This is a genomic window from Aliiroseovarius salicola, assembly GCF_027891095.1.
Taxonomy (GTDB): Bacteria; Pseudomonadota; Alphaproteobacteria; order Rhodobacterales; family Rhodobacteraceae; genus Aliiroseovarius; species Aliiroseovarius salicola.
In genome coordinates this window covers 68985-86284 of the sequence record NZ_JAQIIO010000003.1, presented here as the reverse complement: position 1 = coordinate 86284, position 17300 = coordinate 68985, and the positions used below count along the sequence as shown (strand labels likewise).

General features: G+C 54.4%; 17 protein-coding genes. 11 read left to right on the top strand and 6 right to left on the bottom strand.

What is annotated here, in order from left to right; all coding sequences use genetic code 11:
• Window positions 1-124: 124 nt before the first annotated feature.
• The gene (locus tag O2N63_RS06525) at window positions 125-1729 is read right to left on the bottom strand and encodes a GMC family oxidoreductase (RefSeq protein ID WP_271053453.1); all 1605 of its coding nucleotides are present in this window, start codon (window positions 1727-1729) and stop codon (window positions 125-127) included.
• A 110-nt stretch (window positions 1730-1839) separates the two neighbouring features.
• Between O2N63_RS06525 and O2N63_RS06520 the strand changes: the two genes are divergently transcribed.
• The 4 genes from O2N63_RS06520 (at window position 1840) to O2N63_RS06505 (ending at window position 5995) form a co-directional block, all read left to right on the top strand.
• Entirely contained in the window at window positions 1840-3072 is a 1233-nt protein-coding gene (locus tag O2N63_RS06520) for a TRAP transporter substrate-binding protein (RefSeq protein WP_271053451.1), read from the top strand.
• 93 nt (window positions 3073-3165) lie between these two features.
• Complete coding sequence (locus tag O2N63_RS06515) at window positions 3166-3834, top strand: TRAP transporter small permease (RefSeq protein WP_271053449.1); 669 nt, start codon at window positions 3166-3168, stop codon at window positions 3832-3834.
• A complete protein-coding gene (locus tag O2N63_RS06510) occupies window positions 3834-5192 on the top strand; it encodes a TRAP transporter large permease (protein WP_271053447.1) in 1359 nt (452 codons plus the stop codon). The genes O2N63_RS06515 and O2N63_RS06510 overlap by 1 nt, the downstream gene beginning before the upstream one ends.
• 11 nt (window positions 5193-5203) lie before the next feature.
• Complete coding sequence (locus O2N63_RS06505; RefSeq protein ID WP_271053446.1) at window positions 5204-5995, top strand: IclR family transcriptional regulator; 792 nt, start codon at window positions 5204-5206, stop codon at window positions 5993-5995.
• 233 nt (window positions 5996-6228) lie between these two features.
• On the opposite strand, the gene O2N63_RS06500 is transcribed toward O2N63_RS06505, so the two are convergent.
• On the bottom strand, window positions 6229-7797 hold the full coding sequence (locus O2N63_RS06500) for a winged helix-turn-helix domain-containing protein (protein WP_271053445.1): 1569 nt from the start codon (window positions 7795-7797) through the stop codon (window positions 6229-6231).
• A 127-nt stretch (window positions 7798-7924) separates the two neighbouring features.
• On the opposite strand from O2N63_RS06500, the gene O2N63_RS06495 reads away from it, so the two are divergent.
• The 4 genes from O2N63_RS06495 to O2N63_RS06480 are packed head-to-tail and all read left to right on the top strand — an operon-like array spanning window position 7925 to window position 11563.
• Window positions 7925-8569 (top strand): hypothetical protein, encoded by a 645-nt coding sequence (locus O2N63_RS06495; RefSeq protein ID WP_271053444.1) that lies wholly within the window; start codon window positions 7925-7927, stop codon window positions 8567-8569.
• A 52-nt stretch (window positions 8570-8621) separates the two neighbouring features.
• Window positions 8622-9767 (top strand): acyl-CoA dehydrogenase family protein, encoded by a 1146-nt coding sequence (locus O2N63_RS06490; RefSeq protein WP_271053443.1) that lies wholly within the window; start codon window positions 8622-8624, stop codon window positions 9765-9767.
• A gap of 11 nt (window positions 9768-9778) precedes the next feature.
• Window positions 9779-10330 carry a flavin reductase family protein gene (locus tag O2N63_RS06485; protein ID WP_271053442.1) on the top strand — a complete coding sequence of 184 codons (552 nt, stop codon included), beginning with the start codon at window positions 9779-9781 and terminating at the stop codon, window positions 10328-10330.
• A 30-nt stretch (window positions 10331-10360) separates the two neighbouring features.
• Window positions 10361-11563, top strand: coding sequence for a DUF924 family protein (locus tag O2N63_RS06480; protein ID WP_271053441.1), 1203 nt, complete (start codon window positions 10361-10363; stop codon window positions 11561-11563).
• A 79-nt stretch (window positions 11564-11642) separates the two neighbouring features.
• Here O2N63_RS06480 and O2N63_RS06475 read toward each other — a convergent pair whose 3' ends face one another.
• A complete protein-coding gene (locus O2N63_RS06475; protein ID WP_271053439.1) occupies window positions 11643-12275 on the bottom strand; it encodes a TetR/AcrR family transcriptional regulator in 633 nt (210 codons plus the stop codon).
• A gap of 193 nt (window positions 12276-12468) precedes the next feature.
• On the opposite strand from O2N63_RS06475, the gene O2N63_RS06470 reads away from it, so the two are divergent.
• From O2N63_RS06470 to O2N63_RS06460, 3 genes are all read left to right on the top strand, one after another.
• On the top strand, window positions 12469-13014 hold the full coding sequence (locus tag O2N63_RS06470) for a YgjV family protein (RefSeq protein WP_271053438.1): 546 nt from the start codon (window positions 12469-12471) through the stop codon (window positions 13012-13014).
• Window positions 13015-13088: 74 nt separating this feature from the next.
• Window positions 13089-13460: a DsrE family protein gene (locus tag O2N63_RS06465; RefSeq protein WP_271053436.1), complete on the top strand. Its 372-nt coding sequence runs from the start codon at window positions 13089-13091 to the stop codon at window positions 13458-13460.
• A 27-nt stretch (window positions 13461-13487) separates the two neighbouring features.
• Window positions 13488-13850: a rhodanese-like domain-containing protein gene (locus O2N63_RS06460; RefSeq protein WP_271053434.1), complete on the top strand. Its 363-nt coding sequence runs from the start codon at window positions 13488-13490 to the stop codon at window positions 13848-13850.
• A gap of 166 nt (window positions 13851-14016) precedes the next feature.
• Here O2N63_RS06460 and O2N63_RS06455 read toward each other — a convergent pair whose 3' ends face one another.
• From O2N63_RS06455 to O2N63_RS06450, 3 genes are all read right to left on the bottom strand, one after another.
• On the bottom strand, window positions 14017-15729 hold the full coding sequence (locus tag O2N63_RS06455; protein WP_271053432.1) for a ferritin-like domain-containing protein: 1713 nt from the start codon (window positions 15727-15729) through the stop codon (window positions 14017-14019).
• Between the two features lie 237 nt (window positions 15730-15966).
• Window positions 15967-16218 carry a zinc ribbon domain-containing protein gene (locus O2N63_RS17555; RefSeq protein WP_408629791.1) on the bottom strand — a complete coding sequence of 84 codons (252 nt, stop codon included), beginning with the start codon at window positions 16216-16218 and terminating at the stop codon, window positions 15967-15969.
• Between the two features lie 45 nt (window positions 16219-16263).
• Window positions 16264-17289, bottom strand: a complete 1026-nt coding sequence (locus O2N63_RS06450) for a pentapeptide repeat-containing protein (protein ID WP_271053430.1) — start codon at window positions 17287-17289, stop codon at window positions 16264-16266.
• Between the last annotated feature and the right edge of the window lie 11 nt (window positions 17290-17300).

Here is a 17300-nt window from a genome sequence, read left to right as displayed (position 1 = left end):
GGCAGTGTTTCTTGAAGTCGCACGCGACTTCCAACAACGGGACCGATCGACCCTACTGGCTTTGCGATACTGCATCCATTCTCGCCAGTTAACCGACGATACGAAGGGACAGCGATTTCTGTGGTCACGGGCTTGGCCGGGTGTTGGATATCAGTTCGCCAGCCTTTTCACCGATCATGATTGCAGGGGCATTCGTATTGCCGCTGACAATCTCGGGCATGATTGAACAATCAGCGACGCGCAGACCTTCGATTCCGTGAACCCGCAATTTGCTGTCAACGACTGCATCATCTCCTTGACCCATTTTGCAGGTCCCAGTCGGATGGTAGATGGATACAGAGTTGTTCCGAGCCCAATCCAGGGTCCCTTCATAGTCATCCATCGCAAGGTCTGAAGTTGGTCTGAATTCCTCCGATATTTTAGAGGCAAGGGGGCGATGGCGCGCGATTGTTCGCGCGATATTCACACCATCAACGATCGTACGGCAGTCTGTTTCTGTTGAAAGATAGTTCGGGTGAATGGTCGGGTAAGTTCTTGGATCAGGCCCATCAAGTCGAATTTCACCGCGGCTTTCCGGGCGCAACTGACAGACGGACATTGTGAAAGCTGAGAATGGGTGAACCCCCTCCCCCGGGCTGTCAGCCGACCATGGCTGAACGTGAAATTGAATATCCGGCGTTTCAAGATCAGGCCGTGTTTTCAAAAACCCGGTTGCCAAACTTGCTGCCATTGTCATCGGCCCGGCCCGGAACATGGCGTATTTCAGCGCGATACGGGCCTGATTGAACAGGCTGCGCACTTCGTCATTCAGGGTCGGTTCGTTACATTTGAATACGAGCCTTGCCTGGAGGTGGTCTTGCAAATTGCGCCCCACCCCCTTCAGCGCATGCAAGGGTTCAATGCCATTGGCTTTGAGGTGCTCTGGGTCACCGATCCCTGAGTTCATCAGAATTTGTGGAGAGTTTATTGCACCCGCAGAGAGAACCACTTCGCGCCGCACAGAAATTGTCTTTTCCGCACCCGACCGGTCAAAATAGGTGACGCCGGTGACGCGTTTGCCATCCAGATTGATAGATTTCACCTGGGCATGGGTGATGATTTCCAGGTTTTTCCTGTCGCGGATCGGCTTCAAGTAAGCAACGGCCGCAGAACAACGCCTTCCTTTGCGCGCGGTGAGTTGGAAATATCCTACGCCCTCTTGATCGGCACCATTGTAGTCAGGGTTAAAGGGGTATCCGGCCTCTTGCGCGGCAGCGACCCAAGCGTCACAAATTGGGCGCTGAATGCGCATATTGGACACGCTCAATGGTCCGCCCACACCGTGATAGTCATCTGCACCGCGCTCTTGATCTTCCGAGCGTTTGAACAGTGGCAGAACATCCTCCCACCCCCAACCATCATTGCCCATCTGCCGCCAACGGTCATAATCTTCAGCCTGTCCGCGAACGTAAAGCAAACCGTTCAATGACGAAGAACCGCCCAACACTTTCCCCCGGGGCCAGTCGATAGAACGCCCGTTCAAGCCCGGATCTGGTTCAGTCTTATAGCACCAGTCCAGCGACGGGTTGTGCATGGTCCTAAAATACCCGACCGGGATGTGAATCCACGGGTTCAAGTCGCGCCCACCTGCCTCGAGAAGCACAACTTTGTGGGCCGGGTTTTCGCTAAGCCGATTGGCTACGACACAACCTGATGACCCAGCACCAATGATAATAAAGTCCGCCTCCAAAACTGGTCCCTCCAGAGCTCGATGTAAAAAAACTCTATACAGACAGCAGGAACTATACTAGCGTTTTTTGAAACAAAACGTCTCAATAATTAATCAACAGGGAGAAATCAATGGGACTCGACAACAAACTAAGCAGAATAACACGGCGGGATTTGTTCCGTGTGGCAGGACGTTACGGGATGAGCTCGACCTTGCTGGCGGCTGGTGGCTTCGGTGGCGCCATGAGTCTGGCGAATCTCGCGAGCGCGGCAGAATCAACCTATGAAAAGCGGTTTTCCAAGCCCGCAAAACACACGCTCAAGTTTGGTGCAGCAGGGTTTAACGCACGAAATCTTCTGATCGAACGCGCCGGTGCGCTGGAGTTCGCCCGGGATCTTGAAAGCCGCACGGATGGTGAGATTCGCATCGAGTTCATCGGCGACAACCAAATCTGCGGCCAAACATCCTGTGTTGAAAAAACCCAGCAGGGTATTGTCGATATCTACGCGGCATCGACGCAGAACTCGGCAGGCGGGGCACCTTATCTTAATGTCCTCGACTACGCCTATATGTTCCCGGGCCGCGCGTCGCAGTATCATTTCCTTTATAGCCCGGACTCACAGCGTATTCTGCGCGATCCGCTCGAAAAACGTCACGGCCTGAAGTTCCTCTTCAGCCACTGCGAACTGCGCGGCATTCAGCTGGGCCTTGGTTGGGAAGACAAGCCAACTGTAACCAAACTGGAAGAACTGTTCGGCACCAAAAACCGTGTCACCGGCACGCAGCTTGGCCGGATTGCGATGCAGGCACTGAACCTGAACCCGGTTCCGGTCGCTTGGGAAGAAACCCTTGATGGCCTGAAGCAGGGCCTGATTGATGGTGCGGAAACATGGGCGTCGGCTGTGGCCTATGCGAACATGTCACCAGTGGTCAGCCAGTCGGTAGACCTTAAGTTCTTCTGCGGCACCGAGCACACCTCGATGAGTGCATCGGTCTTTGATAGTCTTGAGGGCTATTTGCAGGATGCCGTGATGGAATCATCCTATTGGGCGCAAACCCATGTGCAAGCCGCCAACGAAGCTGCGCTGGTTAAGACGGTAGGCCATTCCGATCCGCAAATGCCGGGCACAATCTTTGCCGAGAACAATGTCCGCAACGCGTTCCTGGCGGATGACCAGATCAAGATGGCTGAAGAGATGTGTTCGCCCGAATTCCAACCACAACTTTGGGAACAGTGGCGCGAGCGTCTGAACGGATGGGCCGGTGGCATCGACACCTATCAGGAAATCTATGACATCGCCCGTCAGGTTCCTGCGGACATGAAGCCCGAAAATGTCGAGCCTCGCCGCTGGTGGAAAGGCTAATCCAATCCAACTATTGGGGTCGGCGCCAAATGATGCGCCGACCCTGTTTGCCTAAAGATCGGATATATCCGGCGGGCTCAAAGGGAGAAACTGATGGGAATCTGGTCAGAGATCAGCGCCATTTTTGTGGCGTTTGCGTCGCAAGACAGCTTTGAAATTCGAAACGCTTTAAAGTCGGACGCCGCGTGGATCGTAGGCGCTGTTGCCGCCGCATTGGGCGGTATTTTTGTGATGTGGGTCTATCGCAAGGTTCCCCTGCTCGACCGTCACCTTGAGCGTACGATTATGGTCTGGAGCTATCTGGCGATTGCATTCATCATTTTCTGGGGAGTGATTGATCGTTTCATCTTTTCCAACCAGCAACCCTGGTCCACCACAATTCCGCCACTCCTGTTCATGATCATGGCCTGGTTTGGTGCAGCGTTTAACGTCCGGCTGCGTACGCATCTGAGCTTTGCCGAGTTTCGTACCATTATGCCGCGTTTCGGGCAGATGTGCTGCCTGACCCTTGATGCAGTTCTCTGGTTTGTTTTCGCCGTGATCGTTCTTGTGACAACAACCCGGCTTACGGCCCTTTCAGCGTCAAACTTCCAGATCGTTCTTGGAACGGACAACGTTATGCAGTGGTGGTTTCTCATCACCGCGCCGCTTTCATTCGTTTTGATGATTGGTCGGGTCTTTGAAAATCTGGTCGACGATTTTCGCAACTACAAAAGTGGTGAGCCGCTGATCAAGCAGGCCGTAATAGGAGGGGATGTCTGATGGATATCGGAACTTGGGTCACACTTATTTCAATCGGCGTCACAGTATTTTTCATGCTTGGTGTGCCGGTGCTTCTGGTCATCGCGTACTGGGTGATTGGCTGCTCTTTCGTGCTTGGCTTGACCCTCGACAATATGGGGGCAGAGCTGCTCAATGTTTTCAACAAAGGTTTCGCTTTGCTTGCGATGCCACTGTTCATTTTGACGGGTGATCTGATCAACCAGTCGGGCATCGCTCGCAGGCTTTCAGATTTTGCCTATGCCTGTCTGGGTTGGCTCCGGGGCGGGCTTGCCATGGCATCGCTTGGGGCTTGCGGGTTGTTTGCCGCGATCTCAGGGTCAAATTCTGCGACGACCGCGACCATCGGCTCGATGCTGCATCCCGAAATGGTCAAAGGCGGATATGACGAGCGGTTCTCGGCGGCTACGGCAGCCGCGGGTGGGACGGTCGGCATTATCATCCCGCCCTCCATCATCTTTATCGTCTATGGGTTTTTGATGAACCTTCCGATCTCTGACCTGTTCGTTGCGGGGATCATTCCCGGTGCACTGATGGTCATCGGAATGCAGTTCGCCTGCTGGATCATCTGCCGTATCAACGGGTGGGGTTACCTGATCCCCCTTCAGCTGAACCGCGTTCTGAAAACCGCCTTTGGGGCCTGGCTGGGGTTCTTTGCCATCGGGCTGGTTCTGTGGGGCATCTATACCGGCAAGTTCTCTCCAACCGAGGCTGCGGGCGTCACCGTTGGATTTTGCGTCCTCGCAGGTCTGATCAGCTATCCGCTGAACAAGACAATGGGCACCAGTAAGGATAAGCCCGTGACCGAGAAATCCTATCTTGAGATGTTCGCGGTCGAAGGGTTTACCATCCCGCAGATCCCCTCGATTGTAGTGCGTTCCGCACAGATCACGGGCATCCTCGCGCCGCTCATCGCGATTTCGGTGGTGATGCAGCAGATCTTATCGCTTCTGGGGGCACAGCAGACAATCGGGGATTTTGTAACCTCGATGGGGGGATATTATGCGGTGTTGTTCACCTCGATGGTAATCGTTTTCTTCTCTGGCATGGTGCTTGAGAGCTTGCCTGTGACGATCATTCTGGCTCCGATATTGGCGCCGATTGCTGCCTCGGTTGGCATTGATCCCATCCACTTTTCGGTGATCTTCCTGGTTGGCGCATCGATCGGTTTCATCACGCCACCCTATGGGCTGAACCTATATGTCGCATCCGGTGTGACAGGCGTTCCATATTTCCGTCTACTTCGTTATACGGTGCCCTATCTTGCAGCTCTGATCTGCGTTTGGGTCATGGTGTCACTTGTACCTGATCTTGCGCTAGCTCTGCTGCCCAACAGGTAAGCGATGGTATCATGCCCGAAGAAGGTCCGGCAGTCTCGAAAGACACGCAAATTCCAACCAATCTGCGGCTGCTGCTGATCATTGAGGAGGTGGCGCGTCGAGGAGTGGCCGTCAAACCAACGGAACTGGTCGAGGCGATGGGATTGCCCAAGCCGACCATCCATCGGTTGCTCCAGACTGCGGAAAGCGAAGGCTTTCTTCAGCGCGATCTTGATGGGCGGTCATATGGGCTTGGGCCGCGTCTGCGTGGTCTTGCGGTGAATGTCATGTCGTCCGAGCATCTTCGAACGGCCCGATTGACGATCTTGAAAGGGCTGGCTGACGAGGTTGGTGAGACCTGCAACCTCGCCACGCCTGATCGGGAAGGCATGACCTATCTCGACCGGGTTGAAACCAGCTGGCCCTTGCGTATCCAGTTACCAATCGGGACACAGGTCCCGTTCCATTGCACGGCAAGCGGCAAGATGTATCTCTCGACCCTGCGTGCTTCAACTTTGAACGGTTTTCTGACCGCGCAACCGCTTGAAGCACAAACGGAAAAGACGATCACATCAGCGGATAAGCTTCGCGACGAACTTCGCAAAACCCGCACCCGCGGATATTCCACTGATGATGAAGAGTTCATGATCGGTATGACCGCGGTCGCAGTTCCAATCTTGGATCAACAGCAGCGATTGCTCGCAACCCTATCAGTCCACGCCCCCGTACAGCGACATGGGTTGGAAGAACTGTTGGGGTTCTTGGATCCCCTGAAGGATGCAGCGGCCAAGCTTGCGTCTTTGCATGGGCACGTTACGGATTAGAGGATCAGAGCGCAGGCGATTATCTTGCCTGCAACCAGGTAGAGCTGGGAACGCAATGCTGGTGGGCAGGTCGGACACCCAAAGGCAGCATCCCGATCACATAGATCCTTTCACCGAGAGGGGTGTCATAAACAGATTTGATTGCAACGTGTTGAGATTGGACGTGGCAACCAAAAGGTGACAAGTTGCTGTGCCTAAAAAGTAAATGTTCTTTGAAGCACCAAGATATCACCCTAATACCCAGCATCATTTAACGCTTTTTCTAATCTTTTCCTGCTCGTCTCTGACTGGTATTGAAAGGCCTCTAAAAACCTTTCCACCGAGGCATCCGGTCTTCGTGATCTCGTGACATCTACCCAATGCTGGGCTCGGATATGATCACCCTTCAACTGATAGGCAGCGGCTGCCAGCATGCTCAGCAAGTAGTGTGATCCAGGCGTTTGCGCTGATCTTTCACCCCACACGGCAGCTTCTTCATATTGCCCATCATTGATATAGGACTGGGCATGTGTCCCCAACATGGCATATCGCAGTGGGTCCAGCGGGCTGAGCGTCATGGCGAGGTTGTTTTCTTTGCGGATGGCTTCCCCCTCGCCCTGCAACACCCGAACCAGTGAGCGCAGATAGTGCCCCTGCGCGAAGTTGGGGGATATTTCCAGACTTCGCCCCAGCCATAAATTCGCAGCTTCCAGATCTCCGTTCATCCAATTTGCGCGCCCCATACAGTAATTTCCGAACGGATCCAGCATATCCAGCTCAAGGCTTTTTTCGGCATATGCCATCGCCTTTTGCTTGTGACGGTCAAGGTCAGGTCCATACCCCATGAAGACGTTCTGAAATTCGACAAAAGACAGCCCCGCCATAGCGCGGGCAAAGCCCGGTTCGAGAGCGGTCGCTCGTGTGAACCGGCCTTTTGCAATCTCATTATCTCGCGGATTGAAGCGGTAAAGATGCTGCAGGCCGATGTGATATTCGGCCCATGCGTCCAGTTTGTCAGGAGCAATCAAGCGCGCTGATTGCGCTTCGCTCAATGGGATGTGGATTTCAAGCGCGGCAATCACTTCACCGACAATCTCTTGCCGGATGTCATGAATGCCATCCGGCACCCCCACAATCCGGTCAGACCAGATGACAACGCCATCTGACGTCCGGGCCAGTTCGACGGTCACTGCAATTTCCCGTTCTGACCGCTCGATGATGCCGAACAGACAGTATTTGACCTTGAGCATCCGGGCAATCGTCGAAAGATCCGGATCAAGTTGGCGAAATCTGAAAGACGAACCACGAGACGTGACCGATACAAAACTGAGGCGCGAAAGCGCGGATATGAGTTCTGCGGCCAAGCCATCTCCAAACGGGTCAACCATCCCATCTGCTGCGACATTCGCGAACGGCAACACGGCGACAGAGGGTTTACCAAGCAGACGAGCATCCAGTTCCTGCTCCTCCGGTAATAGCTGAGTGTCGGGTATTCTGGCGGGATCAGCCGGAGCCACCAGCCGCACATCGGCCACACAACGAAATCCCAGCCCATGGATTGTCTTGATGATCGCTTGACGCTGACCGTCATCCCCAATGGCCTGCCGGGCTTCTTTGATCGAAGTTGAAATGGCACTGTCCGAGATCGCGCGACCATCCCAGATCTTGTCGATGATCTCATCTTTCGTGACCATTCGCTCGCTGTTCTCAGCAAGCAAATGTAATAGCGACATCACGCGGGGGGCCATGCGTAGGGCGACATTATTCCGCCTGACCTCACCTTTGCCGCTATCGATTTCGATATCTCCAATTGCAAGGATCATGCGAAAACAGTAGCGCAAAGCTCATACTTTTCCAAGAAATCCTCAGATACGGCTCAAGCATCCGGGTGCCTTCCTCTCGCATCCTCAGGTCACGGCGATTTAGTGCCGAAACCTGAAAGGATTGAAAATGAACACCCTATCAAGATTTGCGGCTTTTACCCTCGCCGCAGCGATTTCGACCTCAACCGCGGGCCACGCCGATGGACTACGGTTCGGGCAAGTGCAGACCCACCCTTCGCAAGGTGAGGTTTCAGTCGTCTCCAAAGCGGAAGCACGTCTTCACACATCAACAGAGGGCATTCACGTCAGCATGTACACCAAGGGGCTTGCCCCCGGCCATGTACATACACTCTGGCTTGTCACCATCAACAATCCCGGCGCGTGTGAAGCCACCCCCTGCACATCCAAGGATGTTCTCAAAAGAACCACTGAGGTTGATGCCGATGTTGGCTATGCAGGCGGCATTGTCGTCGGAAACAACGGGCGAGGCCAATTCGCTGCGTATCAACCCATCGGAGATCTGTCCGGCGCGTGGTTTGAGGCGGGCCTCAAAAACACCTCGAACGTCGAGGTGCATCTTGTCGTGAATGACCACGGCCCAGTGATCCCCTCTCGTCTTCCCGAGATGCTGAAAACATATCGCGATGGCTGCACGGACGAAAGCATTCCCGCTCCGATGCCCGCTTCTGCCCGCGCACAGGGTGAACCGGGTCCAAATGCCTGTCGGCTGGTCCAGTTCTCGATCTTCGAACCTGAAGAAACACCTTCCTGACCCCGCGTGCCCCTCAGCAAACCTCAACGCATCCCACTGAAAGGAAAAGGAAATGCCCCAACACATTGATCTCATCACAGTGCTTGATCAGGTCGCGCCGATCATTGCACAAAACTCAACTTGGCTAGATGCCACAGATGGGTTCATTGGCGAAAATTTCGACCTGCTGAAAGAGCATGGCGTCTTCTCTGCCCTCGTTCCCACCGAATATGGAGGCGGCGGCGCAACCCACACGGAAATGGCCGAGTTTATTCGTGAACTGGCACATGCTTGTCCGTCCACCGCGCTGACCCTCTCCATGCACTCTCACCTCGTCTCGGCCGCAGTTGCAAATGATCGGGCTGGGCGGCCCGGTCGGGCGCTCCTTGAAAAAGTGTCATCGGGTCAGGTGATCCTGGTCAGCACCGGTGCCAATGACTGGCTGGCGTCAAATGGCTCTGCCGTAAAAGTTGAGGGTGGTTATCAGGTCACCGCATTCAAACCCTTTGCGAGCGGATCGCCGAAAGGTGACATGATGGTCACGTCCGTCAGCTATGACGATCCAATTGATGGGCCTTTGGTGCTGCATTTCCCGCTGCCAATGTCGACCGATGGTGTCTCTCTCTTGGGTGACTGGCAAACCCTCGGCATGCGGGCCACTGGATCGCAAACCGTGAAAATCGACGGGGCGTTTGTTCCTGAGGCCGCCATTGCTTTAAAGAGACCACGCAACGGGTTTCACCCTGCATTCAGCGTAATCCTGACCGTGGCAATGCCGCTGATCATGTCTGCCTATACGGGGGCTGCCGAAAAGATCGCTGAGATGGCTCTTGAACGCAGCCACACTAAATCTGAGTTGAATTACGTTCTGGCGGGCGAATTGATCAACCTGTTGGAGACCGCCCGAATGGCGCGCAAAGGTATGATTGACCTGTGCAATGACTTTGAATTCACCCCGTCCGAGCAATTGGCAAGTGACGTCCTCGTTCACAAAACGGTATGCGCGGATCACGTGACCAAAGTGGCCAGCAAGGCCATGGAAGTCGCAGGAGGATTGAGCTTCATGCGGAAAAACGGGATCGAACGGTTCTTCCGCGACCTTCAGGGCGCGCGCTTCCATCCGCTGCCGGAGAAACGCCAACAGCTCTTTACCGGGCGCGTGGCGCTGGGGCTTGAACCGGTCGAAACCGCGCAGCCTGTGCTGCAAGCCGCAGAATGAGGAGATCAGCCATGTATGCGAAATCCTCTCAGAAACTGGAGGCGCTGCGCAGCGCCTTCCTCTCCGCCATGAGCCGCGTTGCCTCGACTGTGACGGTCGTGACCACCAGCGGTCAGAGTGGCGAATTTGGTGCAACAGTTTCCGCCATGTCGTCGGTGTCAGCAGATGGCCTCACCCCCACTCTATTGGTCTGCCTCCACGGCGACGGTAACGTCGGGCAGGAGATCATACGAAACGGCAGTTTCTGCGTGAACATCCTGTCGTCAGAGCAAGCAGATATCTCGGATATCTTTGCCGGACGGTACGGTGCCAGCCAGAGCGAGCGGTTCCGCGCCGCAGATTGGCACCCCATGCCCAATGGCGCACCGGGCCTACCCGGTGCCCTCGCCAGACTGTCTTGCCGCGTCAGTACCAGTCATCGCGTGGGAACGCATGACGTCATCTTTGGCGCCGTGGATCAAATTGATCTGCCGACAGATGGAGCACCGCTCATCTACGCCTGTCGCAACTATGCGCGCCCTGCCCCATTGGAACATCAACCTCGACAAACCCTCTGCGCCTGAACATAGGCGCCTAAGTGAAAGGAGAAACCCATGTTTGATCTGGATGCCCCCAACTCAATCGAAGTCAGCAACGCGATCCATCAGCTTTTGTCCGGTCTCAACAACCGCGATACACTCGATGTCACCGATATCCAGCAGCTGAAACGCGACCTATCTACGCTTGCCCAAAAGGCGCGACCGGGCTTCACGTCGCACGAACAGCTCACAGCAGAAAACATCATTGCCTACACCTTTCGCCCCACAGTCGAGAGTTGCCTGGAGATCTGGTTTGGAAAGTCACAGCAAACCGATGATGAAATCTGGCGCCGGTTCGGAGCCGATGTCTTGCAGGCGTCTCAGGGCCATTACGATCACTGGGCTCTCAGCCCACGGCACCCACGTATGTTTCTCGCCTATATCATCCTGCTCGATCAGTTTCGCCGGAATATGTATCGGGACAGTGCCGCAATGTATGACACCGACGACCATTGCCTTACGATGACGCGACAGGCAATCCGAAACGGGCTGGTCGATCAACTCCAACTCATCGAGCGCGTTTTTCCCTGTCTTGTTCTGACCCATTCCGAAGAGGTGTCAGATCAAGAACTTTGCCTATCGGAATGGGCGCGGGTTCAGGTGGACCTCGCACAGGACGATCCCTTGCGCGTGTTCGAGGACATCTTCCGCCGCCATCACGATGTCATCCGCAAATTTGGACGGTTCCCGCATCGAAATGAATTGCTTGGACGGAGCTCCAGCCCGGAGGAGCAAGTCTTTCTCGATGACACCACCTTTAGATTTGACCTGCCCTTGATCCGCAATGACGAAGGCACATTGGTCTTTCAGGAAGGTAGCGCCGATCTGGACCATGCGGATCTTCTTCGCGGCAAGGCAGAGTTTTCCTATGCAGGGCCGGATATCGCCCTGACCAATGCGGAAAGGGAAATTCGCGCCCGTGGGTTTGCGACGGTCGGGTCGACCAATCTGCGTAAATACATCATCGAACGGGAAATGCCCGATGTCGGATCAGCAAGCCGAGAAGAGATCATGGCGCAGATCGACAAATCAAATGAGGCAATGTCGCAGCTCTGGCCGAAGATCACCTGGGTTGAAAGCTTTATCTGCAATGACAAAACCTATTGCGTCTACCTCGCGGATAGTATGGAGACCCTTCACAAGCATGCCTATCTGGCTGGCATGCCGATAGATGCCACTCAGGAAGTGCAGCGAGTTATCGACCCCTATGTCTCATAAGGCCGGTTTGAATTTGCGCAGTTCGGGCCGCAGCTGGAACGGCCCGATCATCTCAGATCACGGTACTCACAGATAAGGATCACGCCGCCTTGCGCTCCGCGGCTGTCGGGAAAAGCAGTTCCAGATATTCGCGGAATTGCTCGGACTGACGAGCGGTCATGCCCGGATTTTTGTAAGCGCGTTCCAAGATCAGACCGCCTTCGATCATCGCGACAATCATTTCAGCCAGTCGCTTGGCGGTAGCCGGGCGTGCAGGCGGATAAAGGTCAATCACCTCCTGAAACTTCCGGATATACATGGCGGTCCAAGTTTGCAGCGTATCAGCCACAAACCCTTTCACGTCATTTTCGAAATGGTCATCTTCGTAGGTATAGAGCGCATACATGCAGCCCTTCGGCGGGTTGGTCGGATCGGTAAGATAGTTTTCGAAATCGGTCAGGAACTGCATGAGCTGATCCATTGGATCATCATGGGCGGCTTCGGCTTCGGCCATGAAGGTGCGGAACATCTTCATGTCACCTTCCGCATACCAGTGCATCAGCTGCTCAGCCATATCAGCCTTGGATTTGAAATGATGGAAAAACGCCCCTTTGGTCAGGTCGGTCGCTTTCAACACATCATCCACAGATGTCCCGGCAAATCCCTTCGACATGACCAGATTTTTCGCAGCGGCCAGTAGTCGCTCCCGAGTCGCTTCTGCTTTCGCTCTCATACTCACCTCCATACCAACCAGTCTGTATATAGGTGTAATTCGGGGTGGAATCAAGGAAAATGCAGATTTTTTAAGCATTAAGAATCAGGACATTACCCAAACAACCCCGCTCAAACCGCGCTGACACCGTTGACAACATACCAAACGGTCTGTCATACATACCGACCAGTTGGTATGTTAATGGAGAGAGGCCATGACGATCATCACAGAGACAATACTCGCCCCCACCGCCGCCCAGGCATTCGGATTTGCCGGGTTGGCTGCTCAGATGGTCTGGCCCCTTTTCCGCAAGCGCAAAGCGATGCTGTCTGTTCAGCTCAGCGCCTCCTGCACCTATGCGGCAAGCTATGTCCTGATGGGCCAAAGCACCGCCGCCGCCGTTTGCCTGACTGGAGCAACCCAGAATGTCATCACGATGTTAGCCGGTGATCACAAATGGCTCTCACGCATTAGCTATGTGTTCCTGCTCATCGCCGTCACCGTCGGGATCATGACGTATGCCGGTCTTCCCTCGATTTTGGCTGTGACCGCAAGCTGCCTGAACATGATCGGTCGAATGCAGTCGGACGTATTGCGGATGCGCGGCGTCCAGCTGAGCGCATCCCCTTTCGGAGCAACCCATGACGTCATCGTTGGCGCCTGGCCCGCTCTTGCGGGTGCGGTGGTGGCCTTCAGCATCGCAATCACCGCCTTTCGGCGCGAGTGGCACCACCGTCACCCACAGGTGGCTCGGCCATGACCCCACAACAGTTACCCGCCCGGACCGGGACCCGTCCGGACCCACTCCATCCAATTCAGAAAAGGAGAAATCAGATGGAAACCGAAACCAAAAAACTCGCAATCGTAGTGTCACGCGGCCTTGATGATGAACGGTCAACTGTGGCCTTCACCATCGCCAACACAGGCGTTGCCTCTGGCCAGCAGGTGACACTCTTTATGGTCAGTTCTGCCGTCGACGTGGTGCGCAAAGGTGCCGCTGACAATGTTCGGATGAACCCGTTTGACCCACCCCTCAAGGAACTGATCGACACGTTCCAAACCAACGGTGGCCGCATTCTGGTCTGCCCCCCCTGCGCGAAAGTGCGTGGTTACGAGGATAGCGACTTTATCGAAGGTGTTCAGGTTGTGGGCTCCCCCGCTCTGCATGCCCAGATCCTCGATGGTGCTGCGACCCTGAGCTTTTAATTCCAAGATCTGTAAAGGAGAATGAAAATGACATCCTGTAGCGACACCGGCGTCGTCGAAAACACCAAAACCACTGCCATTTCTGTCGAGGAGGCACATCGCCTGCATGGCCGGGCCGGCGTAGAGTTCGTCGACCCACGCCCCGCAGAGGCCCGCGCAGCAACAACTGGGACCATTCCAGGTGCGCGCCATATATCAATCGCTGATATTGAAGCGGACAGCCTGCCCCCGGTCTTTGCCGATCGCACGATCCATGTGGTGACGACTTGCCAGGCTGGTCCCATGGCATCGCAAGCGGCGGAGGCATTCGCAAAGTTGGGCTTTGCCAATGTAAGCTGGATCAAAGGCGGCACCCAAGCCTGGGTAGATGCAGGCTTTGAAACCACCTGAGTATAGGTTCGCTCGCGCTGGCAATCCGCACTTAGACAAATCAGTAGACAAGCGCCACTTTGATCACAGTGGCGCTTGTTTTGCGTAAAGCATCTTGAGCATGGCCAGACGCCACATCAGCGCCCTGCAAAACATGGCCGTTTCATGCGACTTGCCTCCGACAAAGTCACTCTTTGAATTTGACCTTTGTGTGCGTGCCATCGCAGAAAGGTTTGTTTTTCGATTGTCCGCACCGGCAAAGCGTTACGCGATTACGTGTTTCCAGAAAGGTGCCGTCGGGCTTCATGATAGGCACACCCCCGGTTACCCAAAGTGGCCCCGCGGTTTTGCTGCATTCATCTTCAGATATGGCAGCAACTTCGCGCCGCAATTCCTCCTCGACTTCGGTCATCTCACTGTCCAAGGGCAACTCGTAGACAAAAGTACCTGACGGGCAGCGATCCACCATTGCAATGATCTGGCTTTTGGCATTTGCATCCGCACTTTCCGGTATGAGCTTGCGAATGCCGCTGGACTTGTTGAAGCAATATTTCGCATGGACACAGTAGGAGTTATCCACCTTCACCCGAATGCCATCACCTTCCAGAATTTCCTGGGTTTCAGAGATTGGAGCGAAGTCGGCAGGCCCCTCTCCATCGAAATCAATGTGGTCATGGGTGCCGTCACAAAATGGCTTGGTTTTTGATTGTCCGCATCGGCACAGAACATAACCTTCATCTGCCGGAAGGGTTTCAATCGTTGCCCAGGTCAACGCTTCGCCTCTGTCGCTGGTCACGCGTTTTTTACGCACCAGCGGGATATCACCGTGAACGGCATAGGGGCCGTTTTCACGAATTTCGATCCAGCTGTCGTGTCCATGTGCTGGTGGGCGGTAAGCAAAATAGGGTCCCACGGTTGTGGCCCCATCGCCCGAAGGCAATTCCATCAGATCGAGGATCAAATGCCGCAACTCGAACATTGTCCCGACCGTCTCGCCAAACAGTTTGGGTTCCCCGGCAAAAGCACGTTCCATCATGCGCAGCATGTCGCTGTAGCCTTGCGCCAATGCCTCCATCTTTTCATACGCGACGCTGTCCGAGGAGTAATCATTGATGTCCGGGTTGATCCGCATGTTGTGCACAGCCTGCCAATCGACGTTGAACCTTTCTCCGGTTGGACCGGATGTTGGGGTATCTCCCGCCTGATAACTGCGCCCTTCGAGGATCTCCTGAAAGCGGAAATAGTGACCTACCTCTTCGCGTTCGGGGTGGAACATGTTCTTGTCCCCATCGAAGATCGAAGCGTGATCCATCCCTTCACCCTGCTCCACGATCTCTTCCATCGCTGCGAGGGCAGATGCCAGATCCGTCACACCGATCAGATGACCGGCACCACCGTAATACGTGGTTTCGGCAGTCAACTGCCATGAGGGGTCGCCAGAAAAAACCACGTCTTCCCCCAGAGCCTTACAGCAGGATTTCAAGCCCTCCGTGATCGCTGAATAGAATTGCCCAATGGAATGGTAGTTTTCATCAAGCGGCTCAGCGTCGGTTTCGGCAGGACGTTCGATGTTTAGGAACGACTTGATACCTTCAGCGGAAAACTTACCGAGATTTACAACAAAGGAACCGTCCCCGTGCGGAAGGGGCGTTGGAAAGGTTGGGATGAAGCCCTCGTAATCAAACTTGGGTGAACCGCCGACGGCATTCAAGATATTCGCCGCCAGTGCCATATGCAGCATCTCTTCCAGAAATACGCTCTTGATGACCTCTGCGGATTCAATATTGGTTCCTTCTTTTATTGAATAAAGTGCAGACAGATATGGGGCCAGAGTTGCGTGCTCCAGTTCAATCGCCCACTGCAGATGTGTCCGCAGGGATTCCAAATTTGTGATCGCCATGACTGTTCCCCGTGTCTCGTTTAATTGCGTTTCTTTGCGTGAACCGAAAGTTGCGTACTAAAAAATAACTCATGTCTTGCCGATGGCGGCCTCTGTAATGAACCTGCCGATCTTCGCGAATGGTCGAATGACCGCATGTCAGGCATATCGTATTAATTTAACGAACCGCCGTTGTTCCGCGAAATATGGTCACTCGCCAAACAGGACACGAAGTCCTGCGTATTGGTCACAACTATATCATCTCCAACGTCGCAAAAACGGCAAGTGCCTTGTTGCCACCCAAGCCACCATCTTGGGCCAACCGTTTCTTTGAAGCGCATGAATCACCAGGTGCTGCATGCTGGAAAGTCGAATTTCGGGTTGAAGGAATACTCCTTCATCATAACAGAGATGACAGTAATAGGGGCTGATGCTTCCTCCAATTTCGCGACCAGGCGCCAAGCCTTTGTCTGACATTGGCATGCCACAGCTTTGGCAAAGTCGCAGCATATGTCCCTCTCCTATGTCTTCTTGTAGTAATCTCGCGAAAGCGGTTCAGCTCCTTCGGGCGATGGTGTTTGCCAAGATGGCCAACAACAAACCCAGCGTAAAATATCCCACTATGACCTCACTGATAACCAACATTTCACCGAGTAGACTGTTGGCGGTGACATCGCCGTAGCCAAGCGTGGTGTAGGTCACCACGGAATAGTAGAACGGCGTAAACCAGGTCTCTGCAGAGTTGGAATAGTCCATGATATTCCAGCCAAACGTCATATCTGCGAGATACACAAAACCGTAAAGCATCGCGATGATCGTTGCGTAAAAGGACACCTTGAGCAGGCTGCGCCCGTGATCAATCAGCGCCCATGCCCGAAACAGAAACAGGTCCAACGCTTTGATGAATCCCGGCTGCTTGTCATTCAGCGACTGATAAAGCGTGTCGATATAATCCTGATCCTTTGCATCGCGTAGAAACAGGGCGCTGCCATAGCATTGGTCAATCCCGCGCACACCCAGATAGAGGCCCACCATCTCTCGGTAGTTTCCATATTTGAGATGCGTGACATTTGCCTCGGAAAGTTGAGCAAAATGGAATTTCGCGCCGGTCACATCGGCATATGACAGATCAGCACCGGTGAGATCTGCCTGCGAAAAATCCGCGCCGCGAAGATCAGCACCAGCGAGTTTCGCACCCCGCAGGATGGCTCCGCGAAAATCCGCACCCCTGCAATCGCTCGACGAAAGGTCGGCATTGGCAAGGTTGGATTCATGTAAGATAGCTTCGCGCAGGTCCGCCTTGTAAAGCGCTGCTTTCTGCATATCACTGTTCGCCAACTCGGCGCGGTGAAGATTGGATTTCTTCAGGTTGGTGCTGGCCAGGCAGCCACCAAAAAAATCGGCATGTGACAGATCAAGCGATGAGAGATCGCGGTTGCTCAGATCAAGTTCCGACAGATTTGCACCATGTAGGGAGCCGGGTGCATCGGAAAGTTGTGTGATGGTATTGCGCCAGGTGTCGCCCCCTTCGAGCAACGCTGCTTTGATTGCTTCCTGAGAAACTTTTGTCGCGTCATTCATGGGCGTGCTGT